This is a genomic window from Micromonospora aurantiaca ATCC 27029, from assembly GCF_000145235.1.
Classification (GTDB): domain Bacteria; phylum Actinomycetota; class Actinomycetes; order Mycobacteriales; family Micromonosporaceae; genus Micromonospora; species Micromonospora aurantiaca.
Map to the genome: position 1 here is coordinate 493,043 of NC_014391.1, position 22,140 is coordinate 515,182.

Sequence of the window (22,140 nt, forward strand, 5' to 3'; positions counted from 1 at the left end):
CAGGAGGTGCCCGGCGCGCCGTTGAAGCCGATGCTCGCGACGACCGGGCAGCTCCCGGCCGGCGCCGCCTGGTCGTACGAGTTCAAATGGGACGGCGTCCGCGCGCTCGCCGACATCTCGCGCGGCGACAGGCACTTCTACGCCCGCTCCGGCGTCGAGATCACCACCGCGTACCCGGAACTGCTCAACCTGGCCGAGCAGGTCGGCGACGCGCTGCTCGACGGCGAGGTCGTCCTCTTCACCGACGGGCAGCCCTCGTTCACCGCGCTCGCCGAGCGGATGCACGTCCGCAACCCGGCCAAGGCGGCGCGGCTGGCGGCGACAGTACCCGTCACGTACATGATCTTCGACCTGTTGCGGCTCGACGGCGTCGACCTGACCGCCCGGCCGTGGCGGGAGCGGCGGGCGGCGCTGGAGTCGCTCGGGCTCGGCGCCGCCCGGTGGGCGGTGCCGCCGGTCTTCGGCGACGGCCCGGCCACCTACGCGGCGGCCGGCGAGCACGGGCTGGAAGGGGTGATGGCCAAGCGGGTCGACTCGCTCTACCGGCCCGGCGTGCGCTCGCTGGACTGGGTGAAGGTCAAGCTGGAGGTCACCGCCGACTTCGTGGTCGGCGGCTGGCGGCCCGGCGCGCGGCGCGTCGGTGGCCTGCTGGTCGGCGTGCCCGGCCCGGACGGACGGCTGGTCTACCGGGGGCGGGTCGGCGGCGGGATCGGCGCGGCGCTCGAACGGGAACTGCTGCGCGAGCTGGAACCACTGCGCTCCACCGACTCGCCGTTCGCCGCCGGCGTGCCGCGCGAGGATGCCCGGGGCGCGATCTGGGTAACTCCCCGGATCGTGGTGGAGGTCAAGTACGGCCAGCGCACGCCGGACGGCCGGCTGCGCTTCCCGCGCATCCTGCGCCTGCGCCCGGACAAGCCGCCCGAGGAGGTCGACGATGCCCTCTGAGCGGTTGAAGGTCGAGGTCGAGGGGCGCTCACTGGAGCTGTCCAACCTGGACAAGGTGCTGTTCCCGAAGGCCGGGTTCACCAAGGGCGAGGTGATCGACTACTACACCCGGATCGCCCCGGTGCTGCTGCCGCACCTGCGCGACCGCGCGCTGACCCGGATCCGGTTCCCCAACGGCGTCGACGGCGGCTCGTTCTTCGAGAAGAACGCACCCGCCGCGACCCCCGGTTGGGTACGCACCGAGAACCTGCCCGCCCCCGGGTCGACGAAGGGGCGGGAGACCATCGACTACGTGGTCTGCGACGAGCTGCCCACACTCGTGTGGCTGGCCAACCTGGCCGCGCTTGAGCTGCACACTCCGCAGTGGAAGATCGGCGCCCACCCGGACATGATGGTGGTCGACCTGGACCCGGGCGCCCCGGCCGCGCTCAAGCAGTGCTGCCGGGTGGCGCTGCTGATGCGCGACCGGCTGGCCGACGACGGGATTTCCTCGTTCCCGAAGACGTCCGGGAAGAAGGGCATGCAGCTCTGCTGCCCGATCGCCGGTACGCAGGACGCCGAGGTCGTCTCCGACTACGCCAAGCGCATCGCGCAGGAGCTGGAGCAGGCACACCCGAAGCTGGTCGTGTCGAAGATGGCGAAGAACCTGCGCCCCGGCAAGATCTTCATCGACTGGAGTCAGAACAACGCGGCGAAGACGACTGTGGCGCCGTACTCGCTGCGGGCCCAGTCGGTGCCCTCGGTGTCCACGCCGCTGACCTGGGACGAGGTGGAGGCCGGGGCGGCGGGGAAGCGGCCGTCGACGCGGCCGTACACCGCTGGTGAGGTGCTCAAGCGGGTGGAGAAGCAGGGCGACCTGCTGGCGCCGCTGCTCGACGGCGGTCCCGAACTGCCGTGACCCGCCACCACGCGCCGCCCACCAGCAGCAGCACGATCACGCTGATCGCCACGTCACCCACCAGCGCCGCCGTCGGGCTCGCCGGGGCATAGGTCGGCACGGTGTACGCGAGCGCTGCCGCGACGACCAGGCCTGCCGTACCGGTGGCGAGCACGTGCCGCTGCCCCCAGCCGGGTCGCCGGGACCAGCGCGTCAGCAGGGCGGCGGCGATCCCGGCGAGTGCGAGGGCGAGCACCACTCCCGGCCATCCCGGGGCGATCGTGGAACCCACGTACGCCGCCGCCACGACCAGCGCGGGCCGGAGCGGCCGGGGCGGGCCGGCTTCGGTTTGCGGTCGGCCTGCGGGCGTCGGCCCGGCGGGCGCAGGCGCGTCGGGCGGTGGCCCGGCGTGCCGGTGGCGGAGCAGGGCGGCGGTGATGAGGGCCAGTGCCACGCCGGTGGCGACCGCCAACTGGACCGGCGAGGCCAGGAAGTTCTTGCGGCCACCGTCGTCGGCGAACACCAGCAGGCTGCCGCCGAGCCAGAGCAGCGCCGCCGCGGTCAGCCCCGGTCGGCCCAGCCAGGGCCGCGCCCGCCGGCCCGCGCCGAGGTACGACTCGACGAGCGCGATCGGCGCGCAGACGGTCAGCACCACATGGTTGCCCACGTAGTCGACCGCCTGCCTCGCGCTGAACCCGAGACCGGGCACCAGCGTGGCCTCCGCCGCGGCCCGGGTGTCGGCGAACTCGGTGTCGTCCAGGAACCCCGGATTGAACAACGACTGGTCGACCAAGCCGGCCTGGATCACGCCGAACGCGGCAGCGAGCAGCGCGATCCCCGGCCAGCCGAGCCCGAACCGCCGGGCCGTCTCGCGGATCAGCAGCGCGGCCCCGCCGTACATCGGGGCGAGCACCAGCACCACGAACGGCATGCCGGTGAGGGTGAAGCCGCCCCAGGAGCACTCGGCGGTCCACGGGGCGAGCAGCAGCAGCGCGATCGCCGGCACCAGCCGCCGGCGCGGGGGTTCGGTCGTCATGCCCGCACGGTCCCGCAGCCACCCGGCCCCCCGATACGGCCGTCGGACGACCGGGCCCGCGACCAAAGTCGACGGTCGCGGACCGGTGGGCCCGGCTAGAGCGCGAACAGCAGCGCGGCGTCGAGGAGGACGACCACGGCGGTGGCGAAGTGGATGCCGAAGGCGGTCGCCCGGGAGCCGCCGTGCCGCAGCACGATGAGGGTGTCGCCCAGCGGGGCGAGTGCGACCACGAGCATGAACCAGGCGACGGCGTCGGCGCTGGTGAAGGCGATCAAGGCGAGGCCGACCAGGCCGTAGGTGAGGTCACGCAGCCCTTTGATCGTGAGGTACGCGGGATCTCCCGTGCCCTCCGCGGCGGGGACGCCGTAGCCGGCGGCGGCGGCTCGGGGAACGAGGAGGAAGCGCGCGCCGATCAGGACGATGAAGAGGCTGAGGACGATGGCGAGCCCGTAGGCGACGAGGGTGAGCATGCCGACTCCAAGATTCTAGCGCTGCTAGGGATGAGAGCGAAGCTAGCAGAGCGCCGATAGATTGGCTAGCGGTGCTAGAGTGCCGGTCATGTCGATTCAGGCGCGCCGGGAGCGGGAGCGGGCGGACCGCGAACGGGCGATCATCACCGCCGCCCGGGACCTCGCCGAGTCGGAGGGCTGGGACGCGGTCACCACCCGCCGCCTCGCCGCCGAGATCGAGTACAGCCAGCCCGTCCTCTACAGCCACTTCAAGGGCAAGGACGCCATCATGGCGGCCGTCGCTCTGGAGGGCTGCGCCGAACTGGCAGTCGAACTCGCCGCCGCCCGGGCCGCCGCCACCGACCCGCGGGCCGCGGTGGCCGCCATCGCCACGGCGTACGCCGCGTTCGCCGAACGCCGGCCCGCGCTCTACGACGCGATCTTCACCCTCCCCGTCGCCCTCTCCTTCGCCAGCCAGGACACACCCGTCGAGCTGGTCCGGGCCTTCGCCGAACTGGCCGAGACGCTGCGCCCGTTCACCGGCGACGACGACCTGGAGACGTTCACCGAGACGTTCTGGAGCGCGCTGCACGGCCAGGTCACGCTGATGCGCGGCGGCCGTCTGCGGCGGGACGAACACGAGCGGCGGTTGGCCCTCCTGGTCGACCGGTTCGCCCGGCTAGGGTGAGCTGACCGCCAGGGAGGAGTACATCCGATGGCCACCCGCGCACCCGCCGCCGTCGCGACCGACGAGCCACTGCTGACCTACCTCGACGACGCCACCGGCGAGCGAACCGAGCTGACCGGGCCGCAGTTGGGCCGGTGGGCGGCCCGTAGTGCCGGGCTGCTGCGCGACGGGTGCGGGCTGCGCCCCGGTGACCGGGTGGCGGTGCTGCTGCCGCCGCACTGGCGTACCGCGGCGGTGCTGATCGGCGCCTGGTCGATCGGGCTGACCGTGTCGTTCCGTCCCCGCGCGCTGGCCGGGCTGCCGGTGCTCGAACCCGGCGCGGACCGGCCCTACGACGCGGTGTTCGTGACCCCGGAACGCCTCGACGACTGGCTGGAGGACGTGCCCGAGGGGACGCACCGCTACCTGGTGGGCACCGGGCCGGGCCCGCTCGACGAGGTGCCGCCGGGCTGGCTGGACTGGTCGGCCGAGGTGCTGCGGCACCCGACCGACCCGCCGGACTACACCGCCGTCGACCCGTCCGACCCGGCCACGCCGGACGGCACCAGCTTCGGCGCGTGGCGCCGCCTGGCCGCCGAGATCGCCACCCAGATGAACCTGCACCAAGGTGATCGCCTCGTGATCGACCCGACCGAGGACGAGCAGCCCCTGAAGTGGCTGCTGGCCCCGTTGTCCGCTGGCGCCACAGTCCTGATCCACGCCACCCCCACCCCCACCCCCTAGCCCCGCCCTCCCCACCCTCCCCGCCCGCGCCGCGCCTACCGCCCTCGCTCTCGTCGATCTTGCGGTTTCGGCCCTCCTGATGCCCGGGTTGCGACTTTTATCAGGGCAGCAACTGCATGATCAACGGGGTGATGGGGCGGCTTCCGTCGATCTTGGAGCTGTGGCGCCCAGATGGTCGGATTAGCGGTATTCGTGAGGTGCCACAACTCCAAGATCGCGGAGGGTGCTTCCGAGATCTCGGCCGATCCCGGTCGGTGGGGCGTCTGTCTCAAGGTGGGTGGCCCGGAGGGCCGGGGTGGGTGGGGAAAGTGGTTGACCTCGGGGGGAGGGGTGGGGCCTACTGCGTCGGTGTGCTGGACCGTGGGGGTCGGGCGGGGTGGCGGGAGCGGGCGTGGACGGGACGGATGCGTTGGTCTGGCGGGAGTTCGGCGAGGACGACCTGCCCGCGTTGACCGGCCTGGCGCAGGCGTGCCTCGCCACTGACGGCGGGTTGCCGCTGTTCGGGCGTACCCCGTTGGCGCGGGCGCGGCTGCTCCAGACGCGTACCCACGGCGCCTGGTCCGGCGACGACCTGGTCGCGGCCGTCGGGGTCGGCACCGGACGGACGCCCGCCACCGCCACCGGCCTCGTGCATCCGGCATGGCGTGGGCGCGGGCTCGGCGGCGCGCTGCTGGACCGGGCGGAGAAGCAGGCGGGCGATGCGGGCCTGCTGGTCACCACGGAGACGTGGACCGCTGGCGCGGAGGAGTTGTTCGCGGCGCGTGGCTACACGCGGACGTTCCTGGAGTGGGTGCTGCGGCACGACCTCGACGCGCTGCCCGAGGTCGCCGCGCCGGACGGCGTGACTGTGGAGCCTGCGACGCTGGGGCCGGAGTTGTTCGCCACCTACCGCGCGTCGTTCGCCGACCGGCCCGGATTCGTCGAACCGGAGGCCGGCGAGTGGCTGGGCGACCTGCGTGACGACGAGGACTTCCGCCCGGAGCTGACACTGCTCGCACGCGGCCCGGACGGTGCGCCGGCCGGCTTCGTCACCGTGCTCGACAACTGGATCGACCAGGTCGGCGTGGTGCCCGGGTGGCGCGGGCGGCGGGTCGGCGCGTACCTGGTGGCGCGCGTGCTGCGCGGCCTCGCCGACGCGGGCGCGGACGCCGCGTGGCTCTGCGTCAACGACGACAACCCGGCCGCCGGGCTGTACCGGCGGCTCGGCTTCCGCGACTTCGGCCGCCGCGCCCGCTATCTGCATGGCTGACCCGACGCGGGAGGCGATTCTGCGGGCCCTCGCCGACCTGTGGGCGAACGGCTGCCCGGTGCCCGCGCCCGAACTCCACGAACGGCTCGCCGACGTCGGTCTGCGCCGGTGGCGCAGCGTCGCCCGCCGGCACCGGGGGCGGCGGCTCGGCCCGGACGACCGGCTCAGAGATCTGGTACGCGGACTGGTCGCCGCGTTCGAGCCGGACCCCAAGCTGGTCGGGCCGCTGGTGCGCGACTACGAGTGCGTGGCGCGCGCCATCGCCGACGCCGTGACATCGACCGAGCCGCCGGGGGCTGTTGCGGACGCCCGGTGACGTGGTCTCATGGCGGAACGACGACGTCATCGATCCGCAGCTTTGACAACCCCGCGTCGGTACTCCTTTCATGCCTCTCGAAAGGTGCAACGATGCACAGGAAACCGACGATCCACCTGGCAGTGCTCGTCGCTGCCGCCGCCACCTTCCTGACCGCCGGAGGAGCCTCCGCCACGACCGCACCCGTGGCCGCCTCTCCCGCGGTCGCCGAGTGCGACCCGGGCGCCGACACGCACAGCGCCGCCCGGGTACGCGAGGGCGCCACCGTCAAGGAGCCCGAGCTCTACTCGACGAACGAGGCCAAGGCGTACGGCGTCATCAAGGACTCGCCGCGCCTGGCGAACGGCAGCGTCACAGTGCCGACGATCTTCCACATGATCTCGGACCACGAGCTGAGCGCGGCCGAGAAGGCCCGCTGGAACACGCTCATCGCGGCGCAGATGACTGTGCTGAACGACTCGTTCGCGGGTCGTACCGCGGCTGACGCGTCGGACACGCCGTTCCGCTTCTCGCTCGTGGACACCACGTGGACCGTCAACAGCTCCTGGTACACGGTGGTGCCGGGCAAGAGCGAGCGGGACATGAAGAAGGCGCTCTACACCGGCGACTCCCGCACGCTGAACGTCTACGCGGCGAACATCGGTGACGGGCTGCTCGGCTGGGCGTACTTCCCGAAGGGCTACAACAACGGCCGCGACTACATCGACGGCGTGGTGATGCTCGACGAGTCGATGCCGGGCGGCACGGCCGGCAAGTACGCGCTCGGTGACACGCTCACGCACGAGGTCGGGCACTGGCTGATGCTGGAGCACACGTTCGCGCACGGCTGCTCCGCGTCCGGCGACTTCGTGGCCGACACGCCGCGTGAGGCGGCGCCGCAGTTCAACTGCCCGATCGGGGCGGACACCTGCACCGCGCCGGGCCTCGACCCGATCCACAACTTCATGGACTACACGCAGGACTCCTGCATGAACATGTTCACCCCGGGCCAGGCCGACCGGATGAGCGACGCCTGGGTCGCGTTCCGCGCCGGCGGACGAGGCTGACCGCGAGACCGGGCGGGCCGTGACGACGCGGTCCGCCCGGTCGACCGGAGCCCACCCGAATCGGCGTACTCAGATGTCGTCCCTTCTCGATACCCTCATGCGACTCGACGGCGATGCACGCCGTTGTCCAACGGGGGGAGGGGCATCGTCGTGCGCGCACGAAGAATGCTCGCCGCGTCACTGGGCATTGTGCTCGGTGCCGGCCTGATCAGTGTCGACACCGCTCCGGCGCAGGCCTACGAGCACCGGACCACCGGCAAGTCCGGCTGGGCCTACACGGATTCGCAACAGCCGAGGAAGTCGTTCGTCAACACGGACGGGGACGCGCCGGTCGGCGCCTGGACGGACGCGACCGGCACGAAGCACAAGTCCCGGTCCTACTTCACCTTCGACATCTCGCGTTTCCGCGGGACCGTCGTCCACAAGGCGGACCTGGTCGTCGCGGAGCGCTCCGCGGCGGACTGCGCGACCGCCCAGCCGGTCGAGCTGTGGCGTACCGACCCGATCACCGCGACCACGAGCTGGGCGTCGAGCCCGCGTCGTCGTGAGCTGCTCGGCACGGTGCAGGCCGGCGGGGAGGCGGCCTGCCCCGGCTATCTGGCGTGGGACATCATGCCCGCCCTCCAGAAGCTCGCGGATCAGGGCAAGCAGACGCTCACCGTCGAGATCCGGGTGCCGCACGGCTCCGAGGGCAAGCTCTCCCACGGCCGCAAGCTCCGCCCGTTCCCGGTGATCAACAGCGAGGCGAACCACGCGCCGACGGTCGGGCAGATCGGGATCGACTTCCCGGCCTGGGCCTGCGGGACCAAGACCGAGCCGCAGCCGGTGGGGCCGCGCAACCACGGCCTGATGGTCAAGGGCGCGGACGCGGACAGCAACGACGCCAACTACCGGGGGCAGTTCGCGGCATGGCCGGTCGGCCACGAGGACCAGCGCGCCGAGCAGTTCGGCTACAGCTACGGCGGCGCCCTCTCGAAGCTCGACTGGGACATGTCGCAGTACCCGCACGGGACCGTGGTGGCCTGGACCGCCCGCGCCTACGACGATCACGACTTCTCGCCGTGGGCCGAGCCGTGCTACGTCAAGGTGGACGCGCAGCGACCCGCCGCCCCCGTGGTGACCTCGGAGAAGTACCCGAACGACGGCCTGCCGCACGGCGGGGCGGGAGTGCCGGGGACGTTCACGTTCAAGGCCAACGGCTCGCCGGACGTGGTCGGCTACTACTGGGGGCGCTTCGGCGACGCGTACAACTACATCCCCGCGCCCGCGCCCGGTGCGGACGTGACCCTCGAATACACCCCGACCTCGTTCTCCGACTCGCTGAGCGTGCGCAGTGTGGACAGCGCGTCGAACTCGTCCGAGACGGTCCGCTACGAGTTCTGGGTGAAGTCGACCGCGCCGGAGGTGCAGGTGACGATGGCCGGCATCGGGCTGCCCAGCAAGCTGGCCGTGTCGACGAATGTGGAGGGGGTCACCGAGTTCGGCTACCGGATCGGTGCCGGCGGTGAGACCAGGGTGCCGGTGAACCCCGACGGCCCGACCGAGATCCCGGTGACGTTCGCCGAGGCGGGCCTCGTCAAGGTCGAGGTACGCAGCTACGTCGGCAGCGAGTTCGTCGGCGGGTACACCGAGAACGTGTCGGTCCGCGACCTGCCGACCGTGGAGTCGGCCGACTTCTCCTTCCCCGAGCACGACGGCGTGGTGGACCGTCCCGGCAGCTTCACGTTCCGGCCCGGCCGGACCGCTGTCGTGGCGTACGAGTACTCGTTCGGTGACGGCAATCTGCTGCGCGTCGACGCGGCCGCGGACGGCACCGCGGTGCTGCACTGGACGCCCACCGAGCCGGGCTGGTACGCGCTGACCGTGCGGAGCGTCAGCGCCGACGGCACGGTCTCGGAGACGCAGGAGCACCAGTTCAACGTCATCGACACCAAGCCGTCCGTCTACTCCAGCACCTACTACGAGTACGGCGCCTGGGGCGGTGTCGGCATGCCGGGTGAGTTCCAGTTCGACACCGTGATGCCCGACGTCGACGCCTACGTCTATCGCCTCAACGACGGGCCCGAGCAGGTCGTGGACACGGATTCCAGCTGGACCCGGGTGATGCTCACGCCGGACCGCTCCGGCAGCAACACGCTGACAGTGCGTACCCGGTTCCTGGACGGCTCCTTCTCGCCGACGCGGACGTACACCTTCGAGGTCAGCGACGCGCCTGTGGTGACGTCGAGCGACTACCCGGAGAACGACTCGGCGGGTCAGCCCGGCCAGACCGGCCGGTTCACCTTCAACCCCGGCCGTCCCGGCGTGACGGAGTACCGCTACGTCCTGGAGTACAGCGGCGAGGAGCAGGTGGTTGCCGCCGGCGCGGACGGCCGGGCGACCATCGAGATCACGCCGACGCACTCCGGCTACACGCTGCTGACGGTCACCAGCCGGACGGCCGACGGCACGGTCAGCCCGGAGCGCCGGTACTACTTCCGGGTCCGTGAGCCGCGGGTCAACGTCAGCAGCGCGTACGACGAGTACAGCCCGCGTGGCGGGGTCGGGTCGGTCGGCACGTTCGGGGTGTACACCGAGATCAGCGAGGTGACGACCTTCGAGTACCAGCTCAACGGCGGCGCCTGGCAGAGCGTGCCGAAGAAGCCTGATGCGTTTGTCACGGACATCACTGTGACGATGGACCGCAACGGCGCGAACCTCATCTCGGTGCGGGGCCGTACCGCCTCGGGCGACCAGACGCCGCAGACCGACTACCCGTTCCTGGTCGGCACGGCGCCGCTCGTCGCGTCGGGCACCTACCCGGCCGGTCAGTGGTCCGGCGGTGTGGGGGTGGCCGGTGAGTTCACCTTCACGCAGGGCAGCCCGGGTGTGACCGAGTTCGAGTACACGGTCGACGACGGGCAGCCGGTGACAGTGGCCGCGAACGCCGCCGGAGTCGCCACGGCGACCTTCACGCCGACCTCGGCCGGCTCGTACACCATGCGGGTGCGCGGCCGGACCGCCGACGGGGTGTGGACCGACACGACGAGCTACTACTTCCTGGTCAACTACTCCTGACCCGGTGGTGACGGTGGGCCGCCCGGAAGGGGCGGCCCACCGGTCGCTCAGTCGACTGTGGGCAGCGACGGCCCGAGCACGTCGTCGGCGTCCACGATGGTGTACGCGTACCCCTGCTCGGCCAGGAACCGCTGCCGGTGCGCGGCGTACTCGGTGTCGATGGTGTCCCGGGAGACCACCGTGTAGAAGTGCGCCTGCCGGCCGTCGGCCTTCGGGCGCAGCACCCGGCCCAGCCGTTGCGCCTCCTCCTGCCGGGAGCCGAACGTGCCGGACACCTGGATCGCCACCGCCGCCTCCGGCAGGTCGATGGAGAAGTTCCCGACCTTGGAGATGACCAGGGTGCGGATCTCGCCGGAGCGGAACGCGTCGAACAGCCGCTCGCGCTCCTTGTTCGTTGTGGAGCCCTGCACGATCGGCGCGTCCAGGTATTCGCCGAGCTGGTGCAGCTGGTCGAGGAACCCACCGATGACGAGGACCTGCTCGGACGGGTGCCGGTCCACCAGGGCCCGCACCACGGGCAGCTTCGTGCGGGCGGTCGCCGCCATCCGGTAGCGCTCCTCGGCCTCCGCCGTCGCGTACGCCAGCCGCTCGGCGTCGGTGAGCGTCACCCGTACCTCGGTGCACTCCGCCGGGGCGATCCAGCCCTGCTGCTCGATGTCCTTCCACGGCGCGTCGTACCGCTTCGGGCCGATCAGGCTGAACACGTCGCCCTCGCGGCCGTCCTCGCGTACCAGAGTCGCGGTGAGGCCGAGCCGGCGACGGGCCTGGAGGTCCGCCGTGAAGCGGAAGATCGGCGCGGGCAGCAGATGCACCTCGTCGTAGACGACCAGGCCCCAGTCGCGGGCGCCGAACAGGTCCAGGTGGGTGAACGCGCCGCCGCGCCGTGAGGTGAGCACCTGGTACGTGGCGATGGTGACCGGGCGGATCTCCTTGCGCTCGCCCGAGTACTCGCCGATCTCCTCCTCGGTCAGCGACGTGCGGGCGATCAGCTCCCGCTTCCACTGCCGTCCCGCCACCGTGTTGGTGACCAGGATCAGCGTGGTCGCCTTCGCCTCGGCCATCGCCGCCGCCCCGACGAGCGTCTTGCCGGCGCCGCAGGGCAGCACCACCACGCCGGACCCGCCGGCCCAGAACGCCTCGACCGCCTCCCGCTGGTACGACCGCAGCGTCCACGGCTTGCCGCCGTCCTTGCCGGACTCGGCCAGCTCGATCGGGTGCGCCTCGCCGTCCACGTACCCGGCGAGGTCCTCGGCCGGCCAGCCCAGCTTGAGCAGCGCCTGCTTGAGCCGCCCCCGCTCGGACGGGTGCACCGCGACGGTGTCGTCGTCGAGCTTCGCGCCGAGCATGCCGGCGAGCTTCTTGCTCTTGGCGACCTCGATCAGCACCACCCGGTCGAGCGCGCGCAGCACCAGGCCGTGCACCGGGTCGTTGGCGAGCTGGAGCCGGCCGTACCGGTCCATCGTCTCGGCCACGTCGACGAGCAGTCCGTGCGGCACCGGGTAGCGCGAATACTTGATCAGCGAGTCGACCACGCCCTCGGCGTCGTGGCCGGCGGCCCGGGCGTTCCACAGGCCAAGCGGCGTGAGCCGGTAGGTGTGCACGTGCTCGGGGGAGCGTTCCAGCTCGGCGAACGGCGCGATCGCCATCCGGCACGCCTGCGCGTCGGGGTGATCCACCTCCAGCAGCAGCGTCTTGTCCGACTGCACGATCAGTGGTCCACCGCTCACGCCAGCGTCCTCTCGCATCGCCCGGAACCCGCTGCCCGGAAACTCGTCGCCCGGAACCCGGTCGCCCGGCATCCCGTCCGCACCCCGGCTGACCTGCCGCAGGCCGACCATCCAGTGTTGCACGCCGGAGGGCGCCGCAAAAAAGTCTCGCTGGACAGGCAACGTCATACTCGTCCCACACGTCTAGCAAGCGGGACAACTGTCCAGGGAGGGCCCATGCAGCGTGTCCGGTTTCTCGCCCGGGTCACCGCCCTGGCGGTGGTCGTGCTGGTCGGTGTCGGCGCCTGTGCGCTCGATCCGCAGGCGGAAGGCGCCGGGGGGAGCACCCCCGGCCCGGTCGGGCTGACGGAGGGAGCATCGGGGGCGAGCGCGTCGCCCACGCCGGAACAGCCGGTCACGTCCCCGTCGGCGCAGCCGAGCCGGACGGCCTCGCCGAAACCCTCCCGGTCGCCCGGGGCGACGAAGACGACGAAGCCCGAGCCGAAGCCGAGCGCGTCCGCCGGGTGCCCGCAGGGGGAGCACCAGCGGGCCGTGGAGACCTACCTGACCCGGCTGGGCGGCTTCGGGACGCTGACCGTGGACGGCGAGCAGTCCGCCGCCGACTGCGCCGCGATCAAGAAGTTCCAGATCCGGTACGGGATCAGCCCGTCCTCCGGCCGCGCCGGCCCCACCACGTACGACGTGGCGAAGCGGCTCGCCGCCACCGACACCGCAAGGTGCAAGGCGGGTTCCCGGCTCACCTTCTGCGTCGACCTGACCCGGCAGACGGTCTGGGCGATGCGCGGCGGGAAGGTGGTGATGGGACCGACAGTCACCCGCACCGGCATGTCCGGCTACGCCACCCCCGCCGGCACGTACTCGGTGGGCCGGAAGAACCCGCGCGAGTGGTCCAACCCGTACGAGGTGTGGCTGCCGTACTGGCAGCAGTTCAACGGCGGGATCGGCTTCCACGAGACCACCACCTACCTGCACAACGGCGCGATCGGTTCGCACGGCTGCGTGAACCTGCTGCACCGTGACGCGGTACGCCTGTGGGAGCTGGGCTCGGTCGGCACCCGCGTGGTCGTGATCGGCCGCCGCCCCGGCACCTGAGCCCCGGAACCCGTTCCACCCGTGACCGGAGCGCCCGGATCAGGGTTTTAACCCCTGTCCGCGCGCTCCGGTTGGTGTAACCCTGGAAGCCGGGTCCATGCCGGGACGGGGAGGGACTGTCATGACCGTTGACCAGGACGTGCTTCCCGAGGACGAGCGGACGCGGCAGCAGGAGGTGCCCACGGCGGTCGTGCTCGCCTACGCGGCCGCCGCGGCGGGGGTGTTCGGCTGGTTCCTGTTCGGGCTGCTGGTGCAGCAGCAGGGCTTCGTCGACTCGGTGGGCGAGTCGGCCGGTGCGGCGTTCGCGTTGCTGCTGGCCGTGTCGGTGATCGGCACGCTGCGCCGCAACGGGGAGTAGCTCACTCCTCCAGCACCGCCGCAGTGATCCGGTGCAGCGCGAACGTGTGCAGCATCTCCGTCCGGTCGTCCTCGGCGCGCAGGTAGCCGGCGCCGATCGACACCGGCCGGACCAGCCGGGACGCGGTCGCCCCGTGCGCGTCGACGTAGCCGACCCAGACCAGCGCCTTGTCCCGTACCGCCTGCTGGAGCACCGCCAGCGCGTCGCCGTGCCCGGACACGGGCGCGGGACCGCCGGCCGCCGGGGCGCCGCGGACCACCGCCGGGGCCCGCCGCGCCGCCCGGGCCGCCGCCTCGCCCCGGCGGATCTGCTCCACCACGCCGAGCAGGCGGGGCATCGGCAGCTTCGGCGTGGCGAGCGGGTCGACCGCACGGCCGATCGCGGTACGCGCCGGCGCCCGCCGGGTCTTCGGCCGCGCCAGCACAGTCGCTCCGCTGGCGTCCTCCGGCACCGGGGCGTACCCGGCGTCGCGCAGCGCGGTGAGCATCCGGTTGACCTGGTACGGGGTGACCAGCACCGTGGGCGCGAGCCGGCGGAACGCCAGCGGCTCCAGTCGCCGGTCCGCCTGCACCTCGCTGAGCAGCGTCTCGTCGTCGCTGCGCACGTACGCGCCGGCCGACCCGACGCGCAGCCCGCCGTGCTTGCGGGCCGCGTCGTCGACCAGATAGGTCAGGCCCTGCGGCACCGGGGTACGCGAGCGGCGGCGGAACAGCGCGTGCAGGTCGTCGGCGGTGTAGCCGGCGTCGAGCGCCCGCCTGATGCTCGCCGTGGTGACCCGGTGCACGCTGGCTCCGCCCGCCGACTCGTGCTCGGCCACCACGTCCAGTTCGGCGGCGAGCGCCGGGTCGGGCGGGCCGGGCACCACCACTGTCAGGTCGGCCTGCACCAGCACGTGGTCGACCGGGGCGGGCAGCAGCCCGTCCAGCGCCCGTACTGTCGTCGACGCGTCGCCCGACTCGGCGTCGGAGCGCAGCCCGAGCGGGTCGTCACCGCGCTCGTCGGCCTCGGTCAGCTCGGCGAGCAGCAGCCGCCCGTACGAGGTGAGCGCATTGAGCCCGGTCACGCCCAGCGTGGCGGCCTCGGCGAGCACCTCCCGGTGCGCCGTCTCCCGCCCCCGGGCCCGCCGCGGCGCGCGCCAGTCCAGCAGTTCCAGCACCTCGTCGGTGGTCGGGGCGGTGCCGGGTGGCAGGTCGGCCAGCACGGCGAGCACCGCACGCCGGGCGGCCGGCGCCCCTGCTCGTTCCGCCTCGGCGGAGAGCACCGAGATGGGCCGGTCCCGGTCGTCGCGCTGCCCGATCAGGCCGGCCTGGCGGGGCATCGACATCCAGGCGCGGGCGAGCTGCTCCCAGCGCTGGGCCAGCGACACCGCGCGCCACACCTCGTATCCGCCGGTGGGCAGGATCTGCTGGTCGCCGCCGTACCGGGTGGTGGCCGCGCCGGTCAGCTCCATCTCGCCGGTCAGTCCGGCCGCGTACGCCACCTCGAACAGCAGCGCGGTGGTCGGCTCGTCCAGCCCGAGGCCACGGGCGAGCCGCCGCAGGTCCCGTACGCCGACGCCGCCGGAGCGCAGGACCGGTGCCGGTTCGGCGGTCAGCGCCTCCAGCATCGCCTCGGTGTGCCGGACCACCTCCATGGTCTGCCCGGCGCCGGCCGAGTCGACGGACTTCACCTCGCGCGGCGGGCCGGACACCACCGGCGGGCTGGTGCGCAGCGGGCCGAGCGGACCGGCGTCGCGGCGCAGCACCAGCCCCACCTCGCGGGGCAGCTCGACGGTGCCGTTGCGGCCGCCGGACATCCGGACCAGGAGCCGGTGCTCGACCAGCCAGCGGATCGGCGAGCCGGTCGGCGCGCCGCCGTTCACCAGGTCGGGCGGGAGCACGTCCTCGGCGCCGGTGGCGGGGGCCTCCAGCGCGCCGGGGGCCACGGTCCCGACCGGCGGCCCGGCGGCGAGCCGGTCCAGGACCGCGCGGGCCGAGGGCGGCGCGGACAGCAGCGTCCGCCGCAGTCTCGCCGGGTCCGCGCAGAGCGCCGCCGCGCGCGGGTCCAGCTCCGCCGCCGGCCGGCCCAGCCCCGCCGGGTACGGGGACACCTCGTCGATGCCGCCGGCCACGCACAGGTCGTGCTCGGGGCCGTACAGCAGGAACCGGGCCCGGAGCCGGTCGACGGCGGCGCGGACCGCTGTCGGGGCGGGCGGCTGCGGCCCGGCGGTGGCCATGGCGAGGATCTGGTCGGTGGAGGTGGCGCCCTCGGGACCGCGGGTGAGCCGGGCGGCGTCGAGGATCTGGAGGGTGAACTGGTCCAGCCCGTCGAGCGCCCGGGCCACGGAGACCCGGGACTGGGCGCGCAGGGCGAGGGCGGACACGTCGGCCGGCACCGGCACGACGAGGTCCGGCCGCAGCTGGAGCAGGGCGGCAAGCGACTCGTCGGGGAGGGCCCGCAGGTGGTCGGCGAGTGAGGTGGTCATCGTCGTACCACGCTAGCCCGCTGGGTAGGTTCTCGGCATGTCTCCGCTGATGGTCGGCTTCGACCTCGACATGACCCTGGTCGACTCCCGGCCCGGGATCGCCGCCGCGTTCCGGGCGCTTACCGCGCGCACGGGCGTGCACGTGGACGGGGAACTGGCCGTCTCCCGGCTGGGCCCGCCGCTGCGTACCGAGCTGGCGCACTGGTTCCCGCCGGAGCGCGTCGAGGAGGCGGTGACGCTCTACCGGGAGCTGTATCCGGCGTACGCGATCACGCCGACCGTGCCGATGCCGGGTGCGGAGGCCGCGCTGCGCGCGGTGCAGGCGCGCGGCGGGCGGACGATGGTGGTGACCGCGAAGATGGGCCGGCTGGCGAAGCTGCACCTGGACCACCTCGGGCTACCGGTGGACGAGCTGGCCGGGGACGTGTTCGCCGAGCAGAAGGCGGTCGCGTTGCGCGAGCACGGCGCGACGCTCTACGTGGGCGACCACGTGGCCGACATGGCCGCCGCGCGAGCCGCGGGAATCCCGGGCGTGGCAGTGGCGACCGGCCCGTGCTCGGCCGACGAACTGACCGAGGCCGGGGCGTACCTGGTGCTTGATGATCTCGTCGAATTCCCGAGGGCGCTGGACCGGATCATCGGGCTAGCCTTGGAGGGGTAGACGGTTCGAGTGGAGCGGGGTTCAACAGGTGCCGACGGGTCGAGTGAAGTGGTACGACGCCGCCAAGGGGTACGGGTTCGTCACCAGTGACGAGGGTGGCGACGTGTTCCTGCCGAAGGGCGCGCTACCGGCGGGTGTCGCCGACCTGAAGGGTGGCCAGCGGGTCGATTTCAGCGTGGTCGACAGCCGGCGGGGCGCCCAGGCGATGGGGGTCAAGCTGCTGGAGGCGCCGCCGTCCGTGGCGGAGCTGCGCCGCCGGCCGGCCGAGGAACTCCACGGCCTGGTCGAAGACATGATCAAGGTGCTGGAGGCGAAGGTCCAGCCGGACCTGCGCCGGGGTCGCTTCCCGGATCGGAAGACCGCGCAGAAGATCGCTCAGCTGGTCCACGCGGTGGCGCGCGAGCTGGAGGTCTGAGGGACGAGCCCGGCGTCGGCGGCCCGGCCCAGCAGCGCCTCCACGGCGGCGAAGCCGGCCTCTCCCAGGTCGGCGGTGAACTCGTTGACGTAGAGGCCGATGTGCCGGTCCACCACGTCGGGCTCCATCTCCTGAGCGTGCGTAAGGACGTACTCGCGGCTGGCCTCCGGGTCGGCCCACGCCTGGCGTACCGACTCGCGGATCCATGCGGCGGCGTCGACCGGGTCGACGGCGCCCCGGCGGGCCAGGATCGCGCCGAGCGGGATCGGCAGCCCGGTGTCGCCCTCCCACCACTCGCCCAGGTCGACCAGGGCGGTCAGCCCGTGCCGCGGGTAGGTGAAGCGCGCCTCGTGGATGACCAGGCCCGCGTCGTACCGGCCGGCGGCCACGCCCGGCATGATCTCGTGGAACGGCACCACCTCGATCCGCGCCGGTGCCTGGTCGGCCGCCCAGAGGCGGAACAGCAGGTACGCGGTGGTCCGCTCGCCGGGCACCGCCACCGTCGCGCCGGACAGGTCGGTCCGGTCGCCACGGGTCAGCACCAGCGGCCCGCAGCCCCGGCCCAGCGCGCCGCCGCAGGGCAGCAGGTGGTAGTCGTCGAGCAGCCAGGGCAGCGCCGCGTAGCTGACCTTCACCAGGTCGAACGCGCCCCGCTCGGCGGCGGTGTTCGTGACGTCGACGTCCGCGTAGGTCACCTCGACCGCCGGCGCGCCCGGCACCCGGCCGTGCACGAGGGCGTCGAAGACGAACGTGTCGTTGGGGCAGGGGGAGATCGCCAGGGAGAGCGCCACGGTCCCACCGTAACCCCGGCGGCCGGGCGGCCCGTCACCCCGTCCGGTGTGACGTCCAGCCGTTCCGGTGCAGCCGCTCGATGCCGTCGAGCAGCAGGTCCAGCGCGAATTCGAACTCGAACTGGTCGTCGCAGCCCGGGCCGACCACCGAGTCGTCGTCGTGGGACGCGGCGGTGGCGATGGCCGCGAGGTGCGGGAACCGGGCGGCCGCCTCCGGCGGCAGGTCCGCCGGCGGGTCGGCGCTCGTCGCGCCGGACCGGCCCGCCTGCCGGGAGGTGTCGAACAGCTCCTGGCTGAAGCCCAGCACGCGGCTGCCCAGCGCGTGCATGACGTGGTGGGCCAGGTCGGTGGAGAACCCGCCCGCCCGCAGCGCGCCCACTGTCGAGTCGAGGTACGCGAGGACGGCCGGCGTGGGCGTGGTCCGGGACTCGATCGCCAGCGACGCCCACGGGTGGCGGAGCAGCATCTGCCGCGCCGACAGGATGCGCCGGCGGATCGACTGCTTCCAGTCGCCGGCCGCCGGCGGGTCGATCTCCGCGACGACGATGTCGATCATGCCGTCGAGCAGTTCGTCCTTGTTCGCCACGTGCTTGTAGAGGGCCATCGGCACGACGCCCAGGTCCTGCGCGAGGTTGCGCATGCTCAGCGACTCGATGCCGGTCCGGTCGGCGAGCACGACTGCGGTACGCAGGACGCGATCCCTGGTCAGGGGTGTCCGGCGCACCGTCTCCGTCTGCTCCGCCATGTCGTCCCCAGTCCTCCCGAAGGCCGTTGACACAGTAACCGTCTTGACTGGTGTACGGCGTACACCTAGCCTTGTCCCATGATGGTGTACGCCGTACACCTGGGAGGGAGTGGCGACATGAAGGCGATCGTCCAGGAGCGGTACGGCCCCCCGGAGACACTCGTGCTCGCCGACGTCGAGACGCCCGCGCCCGGCCCCGGCGACGTCCTCGTCCGGGTCGAGGCCGCCGCGTTGAACGCGTACGACTGGCACGTCATGCGCGGCGACCCCCGGCTGTCGCGGCTGGCGCTCGGCCTCGCGCGGCCCCGCGCCCGCATCCGTGGCCGGGACTTCGCCGGCCGGGTCGAGGCCGTCGGCGCCCAGGTGCGGCAGGTACGCCCCGGCGACACCGTCTTCGGTGACCTCGGCGAGGCCGACGGCGCGTTCGCCGAGTACGTGTGCGTGCCCGAGCACCTGGTCGCGCCGCGGCCGGCGAACCTGACGGCGGCGCAGGCGGCAGCACTGCCGCTGGCGGGGGTCACCGCGCTCCAGGGCCTGCGCGACGCCGGGCAGGTCCGGCCCGGCCACCGCGTCCTGATCAACGGGGCCTCCGGCGGCGTCGGCACGCTCGCCGTCCAGTTGGCGAAGGCACTCGGCGCGACTGTGACAGGCGTGTGCCGCACCCGCAACGTCGCGCTGGTCCGTTCCCTGGGCGCCGACCACGTGGTCGACTACACCCGCGACGACTTCACCCGCGACGGGCGCCGCCACGACGTGGTGTTCGACCTGGTCGGCAACCGCCCCCTGACCGCGTTGCGGCGGGCGCTCACGCCGGACGGGACGCTCGTGCTCTCCGGTGGCGGCGTCTACCGGGGCGGCAGCCTGCTCGGCCCGATCGGGCTGCTGGCGCGCGGACGGCTGCTCGCGCCGGTCGTCAGGCAGCGCGTCGTCGTCCTCGCCACGTCACCCGGCCGGGCCCACCTCGACGTGCTGCGCGAGCACGCCGAGGCGGGCCGGCTCACGCCTGTGGTCGACCGGACGCATCCGCTGCGCGAGGTGCCCGAGGCCGTCCGCTACCTCGAAACCGAGCACGCGCGAGCCAAGGTCGTCATCACGATCTGAGCCCGCCGTCCCCAGCCCGGCGACTTATCCACAGGGTTGTCCACAGGTGGATGGATCACTGAAGGGCGGCCGCCGCGGCGGTGAGCGCGGCGAACGCCTCCCGCATCCGCCACGCGCTCCGGTCACGCGGTCCGATCGGGTTGGAGACGGTGCGCAGCTCGGCGAAGGGCACACCGGCCTGGGCGGCGGCGACCGCCACGCCGTACCCCTCCATCGCCTCGGCCACCGCGTCCGGGTGCCGTTCGGCGAGGGCCGCCGTGCTCGCGGCGGTGCCGGTCACCGTGCTGACGGTGAGCACGGTGCCGACGGTGGCTGCGGGCAGCGCGGCGCGCAGACGGGCCAGCAGGCCCGGATCGGCGAGCACGATCCGGCCGCCGCCGAGTAGTTCGGGAGGCATGCCCAGGTCCTCGACCGGGATGAACCCGGCCGGTGACTCGGCACCGAGGTCGGCGGCGACGCTGCGGTCGGCGAGCACAGTGCCGCCCACCGCGACCCGGCCGACGAACCCTCCGGCGATGCCGGCGCTGACCACCGCCCGGTACGGCCGCCCGGCCGCCTCGGCCAGCGCCAGCAGCCGTGCCGTGGCGGCCCCGGCGACGGCCGGGCCGACCCCGACCGGCAGCACCGTCACGTCCGGCGGTGCAGTCCCGTCCGGCGATGCAGTCCCGTCCGGCGGCGTCGTCCCGTTCGGCGCTGCCGGTGCGGTGAGGCCGGCACGGATCGCCTCGGCCTCGGCCGGTACGGCCGTGACCACGAGCAGACCGGTCACGCCACCGGCCCCCGGGGGTCGCGCCGCTCGGTGTCCTCGACGCCGCCCGGCCCGCCCACCGAGGAGGACGGCCGGTAGATGTGGAAGCCGGGCGGGGCCAGCCCGTCGTCGTCCGGCGGCGGGCCGGAACGCTGGGGCGCCGGTGACGTGGGCGCCGGGTCGTCGAACGAGGTCGTGGCCGGTTTCTCGGCGCGGGTCGCCTGCTCCGCCGCCAGTTCCTCGTCGCCGAGCGGCCGGCCGGCCAGGTGCTCACCGCGCAGCTTGCCGGCGACCAGCACGCCGCGTACGGCCACCAGCGCGGCCACCGCGGCGGCGACGGTCACCCCGATCAGGCCGGTGAACGGCACCAGCCCGAGCCCGCCCCCGGCCACGAACGCCAGCATCAGCGCGGTCTCCGAGTGCGCGAACGAGCTGGCGCGCAGCCGCTCCGGGATGCGTTCCTGGATCGAGGCGTCCACCGCCAGCTTGGCGATCCCGCTCATCATCGCCGCGACCAGGCACAGCAGCGCCACCATCGGCAGCGAGAACTTCAGCGCGGCGAGCACCGCCACACCGGCCACCACGATCGTGCCGCTGGACTGGAGCGCTGTCGGCCGGTGGATGCGCAGACGGGTGCCGAGCGCGGTGGCCAGGAACGTGCCGACCGCCAGTGCGCCGCCGACCAGACCCAGCGCGCCCTGGGCGCCGAGGTCGCGGCCGAAGAAGTCGGTGGTCAGGTCACCGGCCTTGATCGCGAAGGCCAGGAACAGCAGCAGGAAGCCGTAGAGCCCGCGTAGCGCCGCCGCGCCGATCAGCGTGGCGATCACCAGCCGGCCACTGGGACGACCCCGGCCCAGCGGGCGCTCGCCGTCGCGGCGGCGCAGCGCGCGCAGCGGGTGCGGCATCCGCTCCGGCGGCTCGGAGTCGGCCTTCGGCGGCAGCCGGAGCGAGATCACCATGCCGATCAGGAAGATCACCGAGGCGACCCGCAGCGGCCACTGCGGCCCGAACCAGAACGCGGCCAGGCCGATCGGTGCGACGAGTGCGCCGGCCACCGTGCCGTAGACGCTCGCGCGCGCCCCGACCTGGGACAGCCCCAGCCCTTCCGGGAGAAGCCGGGGGACCGCCGCCGAGCGGGCCACCCCGTACGCCCGGGAGAGCGCGAGCACGCCGAACGCCGCCGGGTAGAGCCCGAAGCCGCCGATGTAGTCGGAGATCAACCAGGCCAGGAACGCCCGGCCCAGCATGGTGGTGGCCAGCGCGTACCGCCGGCCGTGGCGGAAGTGGTCGAGCAGCGGGCCGACCACCGGGGCGAGCATGGCGAACGGGACCATCGTCACCAGCAGGTAGAGGGCCACCTTGTTGCGCGCCTCGCCCAGCGGCACGTCGAAGAAGATCGTCCCGGCCAGGCCGATCGCGATGAGCGTGTCACCGGCGCAGGAGAGCGCGTGCAGGTCGAACAGGCGGACCATGCCCACCTCGTTGCCGGCGCTGCGGGCCCGGGCCGTGCCGGCACGCCGGGTCATCCAGCGCCCGCCGTGCAGCGAGCCCCGCAGCAGCAGCCGGGTGGCGCGGATGCCGGTGCCGACGGTCCGCCCGAGAAAGGAGCGGCCGGAGCGGGAGGACAGCGCCATGCGTCCCATCCTCGCCCA

21 protein-coding genes are annotated in these 22,140 nt (G+C 73.2%); 13 read left to right on the forward strand and 8 right to left on the reverse strand.

The annotated features are described in order from the left end of the window. Nucleotides 1-6: 6 nt before the first annotated feature. Complete coding sequence (gene ligD / locus MICAU_RS02430) at nucleotides 7-945, forward strand: non-homologous end-joining DNA ligase (RefSeq protein ID WP_041799168.1); 939 nt, start codon at nucleotides 7-9, stop codon at nucleotides 943-945. Then, nucleotides 935-1,843 (forward strand): non-homologous end-joining DNA ligase, encoded by a 909-nt coding sequence (gene ligD / locus MICAU_RS02435; protein WP_013283691.1) that lies wholly within the window; start codon nucleotides 935-937, stop codon nucleotides 1,841-1,843. The genes ligD (MICAU_RS02430) and ligD (MICAU_RS02435) overlap by 11 nt, the downstream gene beginning before the upstream one ends. Here ligD (MICAU_RS02435) and MICAU_RS02440 read toward each other — a convergent pair. Together MICAU_RS02440 and MICAU_RS02445 are read right to left on the reverse strand one after the other, a co-directional pair. Continuing rightward, nucleotides 1,776-2,858 carry a hypothetical protein gene (locus MICAU_RS02440; RefSeq protein WP_013283692.1) on the reverse strand — a complete coding sequence of 361 codons (1,083 nt, stop codon included), beginning with the start codon at nucleotides 2,856-2,858 and terminating at the stop codon, nucleotides 1,776-1,778. The genes ligD (MICAU_RS02435) and MICAU_RS02440 overlap by 68 nt on opposite strands. Before the next feature lie 95 nt (nucleotides 2,859-2,953). Beyond that, a complete protein-coding gene (locus MICAU_RS02445; protein WP_013283693.1) occupies nucleotides 2,954-3,328 on the reverse strand; it encodes a DUF4267 domain-containing protein in 375 nt (124 codons plus the stop codon). Between the two features lie 88 nt (nucleotides 3,329-3,416). Between MICAU_RS02445 and MICAU_RS02450 the strand changes: the two genes are divergently transcribed. From MICAU_RS02450 to MICAU_RS02475, 6 genes are all read left to right on the forward strand, one after another. After that, nucleotides 3,417-3,995, forward strand: a complete 579-nt coding sequence (locus MICAU_RS02450) for a TetR/AcrR family transcriptional regulator (protein WP_013283694.1) — start codon at nucleotides 3,417-3,419, stop codon at nucleotides 3,993-3,995. A 27-nt stretch (nucleotides 3,996-4,022) separates the two neighbouring features. Continuing rightward, complete coding sequence (locus tag MICAU_RS02455) at nucleotides 4,023-4,718, forward strand: TIGR03089 family protein (protein ID WP_013283695.1); 696 nt, start codon at nucleotides 4,023-4,025, stop codon at nucleotides 4,716-4,718. A 391-nt stretch (nucleotides 4,719-5,109) separates the two neighbouring features. Continuing rightward, nucleotides 5,110-5,967 carry a GNAT family N-acetyltransferase gene (locus MICAU_RS02460; protein ID WP_013283696.1) on the forward strand — a complete coding sequence of 286 codons (858 nt, stop codon included), beginning with the start codon at nucleotides 5,110-5,112 and terminating at the stop codon, nucleotides 5,965-5,967. Then, complete coding sequence (locus MICAU_RS02465; RefSeq protein WP_013283697.1) at nucleotides 5,960-6,283, forward strand: hypothetical protein; 324 nt, start codon at nucleotides 5,960-5,962, stop codon at nucleotides 6,281-6,283. Before MICAU_RS02460 ends, MICAU_RS02465 begins: the two co-directional genes overlap by 8 nt. 92 nt (nucleotides 6,284-6,375) lie before the next feature. Beyond that, nucleotides 6,376-7,329, forward strand: coding sequence for a zinc metalloprotease (locus tag MICAU_RS02470; RefSeq protein ID WP_013283698.1), 954 nt, complete (start codon nucleotides 6,376-6,378; stop codon nucleotides 7,327-7,329). Nucleotides 7,330-7,479: 150 nt separating this feature from the next. Beyond that, the gene (locus MICAU_RS02475; RefSeq protein ID WP_013283699.1) at nucleotides 7,480-10,386 is read left to right on the forward strand and encodes an RHS repeat domain-containing protein; all 2,907 of its coding nucleotides are present in this window, start codon (nucleotides 7,480-7,482) and stop codon (nucleotides 10,384-10,386) included. Between the two features lie 47 nt (nucleotides 10,387-10,433). Here the strand turns inward: MICAU_RS02475 and MICAU_RS02480 are convergent, their stop codons facing one another. Then, the gene (locus MICAU_RS02480; RefSeq protein ID WP_041784416.1) at nucleotides 10,434-12,113 is read right to left on the reverse strand and encodes a DNA repair helicase XPB; all 1,680 of its coding nucleotides are present in this window, start codon (nucleotides 12,111-12,113) and stop codon (nucleotides 10,434-10,436) included. A 216-nt stretch (nucleotides 12,114-12,329) separates the two neighbouring features. Here MICAU_RS02480 and MICAU_RS02485 point away from each other — a divergent pair, with 216 nt between their 5' ends. Both MICAU_RS02485 and MICAU_RS02490 read left to right on the forward strand, forming a co-directional pair. Then, a complete protein-coding gene (locus MICAU_RS02485; RefSeq protein WP_013283701.1) occupies nucleotides 12,330-13,205 on the forward strand; it encodes a L,D-transpeptidase family protein in 876 nt (291 codons plus the stop codon). Between the two features lie 121 nt (nucleotides 13,206-13,326). After that, complete coding sequence (locus MICAU_RS02490) at nucleotides 13,327-13,563, forward strand: hypothetical protein (protein ID WP_013283702.1); 237 nt, start codon at nucleotides 13,327-13,329, stop codon at nucleotides 13,561-13,563. Between the two features lies 1 nt (nucleotide 13,564). Here MICAU_RS02490 and MICAU_RS02495 read toward each other — a convergent pair whose 3' ends face one another. Further along, nucleotides 13,565-16,027 carry a helicase-associated domain-containing protein gene (locus MICAU_RS02495; RefSeq protein ID WP_013283703.1) on the reverse strand — a complete coding sequence of 821 codons (2,463 nt, stop codon included), beginning with the start codon at nucleotides 16,025-16,027 and terminating at the stop codon, nucleotides 13,565-13,567. Nucleotides 16,028-16,064: 37 nt separating this feature from the next. On the opposite strand from MICAU_RS02495, the gene MICAU_RS02500 reads away from it, so the two are divergent. Both MICAU_RS02500 and MICAU_RS02505 read left to right on the forward strand, forming a co-directional pair. Next, the gene (locus MICAU_RS02500) at nucleotides 16,065-16,688 is read left to right on the forward strand and encodes an HAD family hydrolase (RefSeq protein WP_013283704.1); all 624 of its coding nucleotides are present in this window, start codon (nucleotides 16,065-16,067) and stop codon (nucleotides 16,686-16,688) included. Nucleotides 16,689-16,716: 28 nt separating this feature from the next. Beyond that, nucleotides 16,717-17,103 carry a cold-shock protein gene (locus MICAU_RS02505; RefSeq protein WP_026267952.1) on the forward strand — a complete coding sequence of 129 codons (387 nt, stop codon included), beginning with the start codon at nucleotides 16,717-16,719 and terminating at the stop codon, nucleotides 17,101-17,103. Here MICAU_RS02505 and MICAU_RS02510 read toward each other — a convergent pair. Further along, nucleotides 17,064-17,894, reverse strand: coding sequence for a 1,4-dihydroxy-6-naphtoate synthase (locus tag MICAU_RS02510; RefSeq protein WP_013283706.1), 831 nt, complete (start codon nucleotides 17,892-17,894; stop codon nucleotides 17,064-17,066). The two genes, MICAU_RS02505 and MICAU_RS02510, sit on opposite strands and share 40 nt — an antisense overlap. A 34-nt stretch (nucleotides 17,895-17,928) precedes the next feature. Continuing rightward, on the reverse strand, nucleotides 17,929-18,639 hold the full coding sequence (locus tag MICAU_RS02515; protein ID WP_013283707.1) for a TetR/AcrR family transcriptional regulator: 711 nt from the start codon (nucleotides 18,637-18,639) through the stop codon (nucleotides 17,929-17,931). Between the two features lie 117 nt (nucleotides 18,640-18,756). On the opposite strand from MICAU_RS02515, the gene MICAU_RS02520 reads away from it, so the two are divergent. Further along, nucleotides 18,757-19,740: an NAD(P)-dependent alcohol dehydrogenase gene (locus MICAU_RS02520; protein WP_013283708.1), complete on the forward strand. Its 984-nt coding sequence runs from the start codon at nucleotides 18,757-18,759 to the stop codon at nucleotides 19,738-19,740. A gap of 55 nt (nucleotides 19,741-19,795) precedes the next feature. Here MICAU_RS02520 and MICAU_RS02525 read toward each other — a convergent pair whose 3' ends face one another. Both MICAU_RS02525 and MICAU_RS02530 read right to left on the reverse strand, forming a co-directional pair. After that, nucleotides 19,796-20,509, reverse strand: coding sequence for a futalosine hydrolase (locus MICAU_RS02525; RefSeq protein WP_013283709.1), 714 nt, complete (start codon nucleotides 20,507-20,509; stop codon nucleotides 19,796-19,798). Further along, nucleotides 20,506-22,122, reverse strand: a complete 1,617-nt coding sequence (locus tag MICAU_RS02530; RefSeq protein WP_013283710.1) for an MFS transporter — start codon at nucleotides 22,120-22,122, stop codon at nucleotides 20,506-20,508. The genes MICAU_RS02525 and MICAU_RS02530 overlap by 4 nt, the downstream gene beginning before the upstream one ends. Between the last annotated feature and the right edge of the window lie 18 nt (nucleotides 22,123-22,140).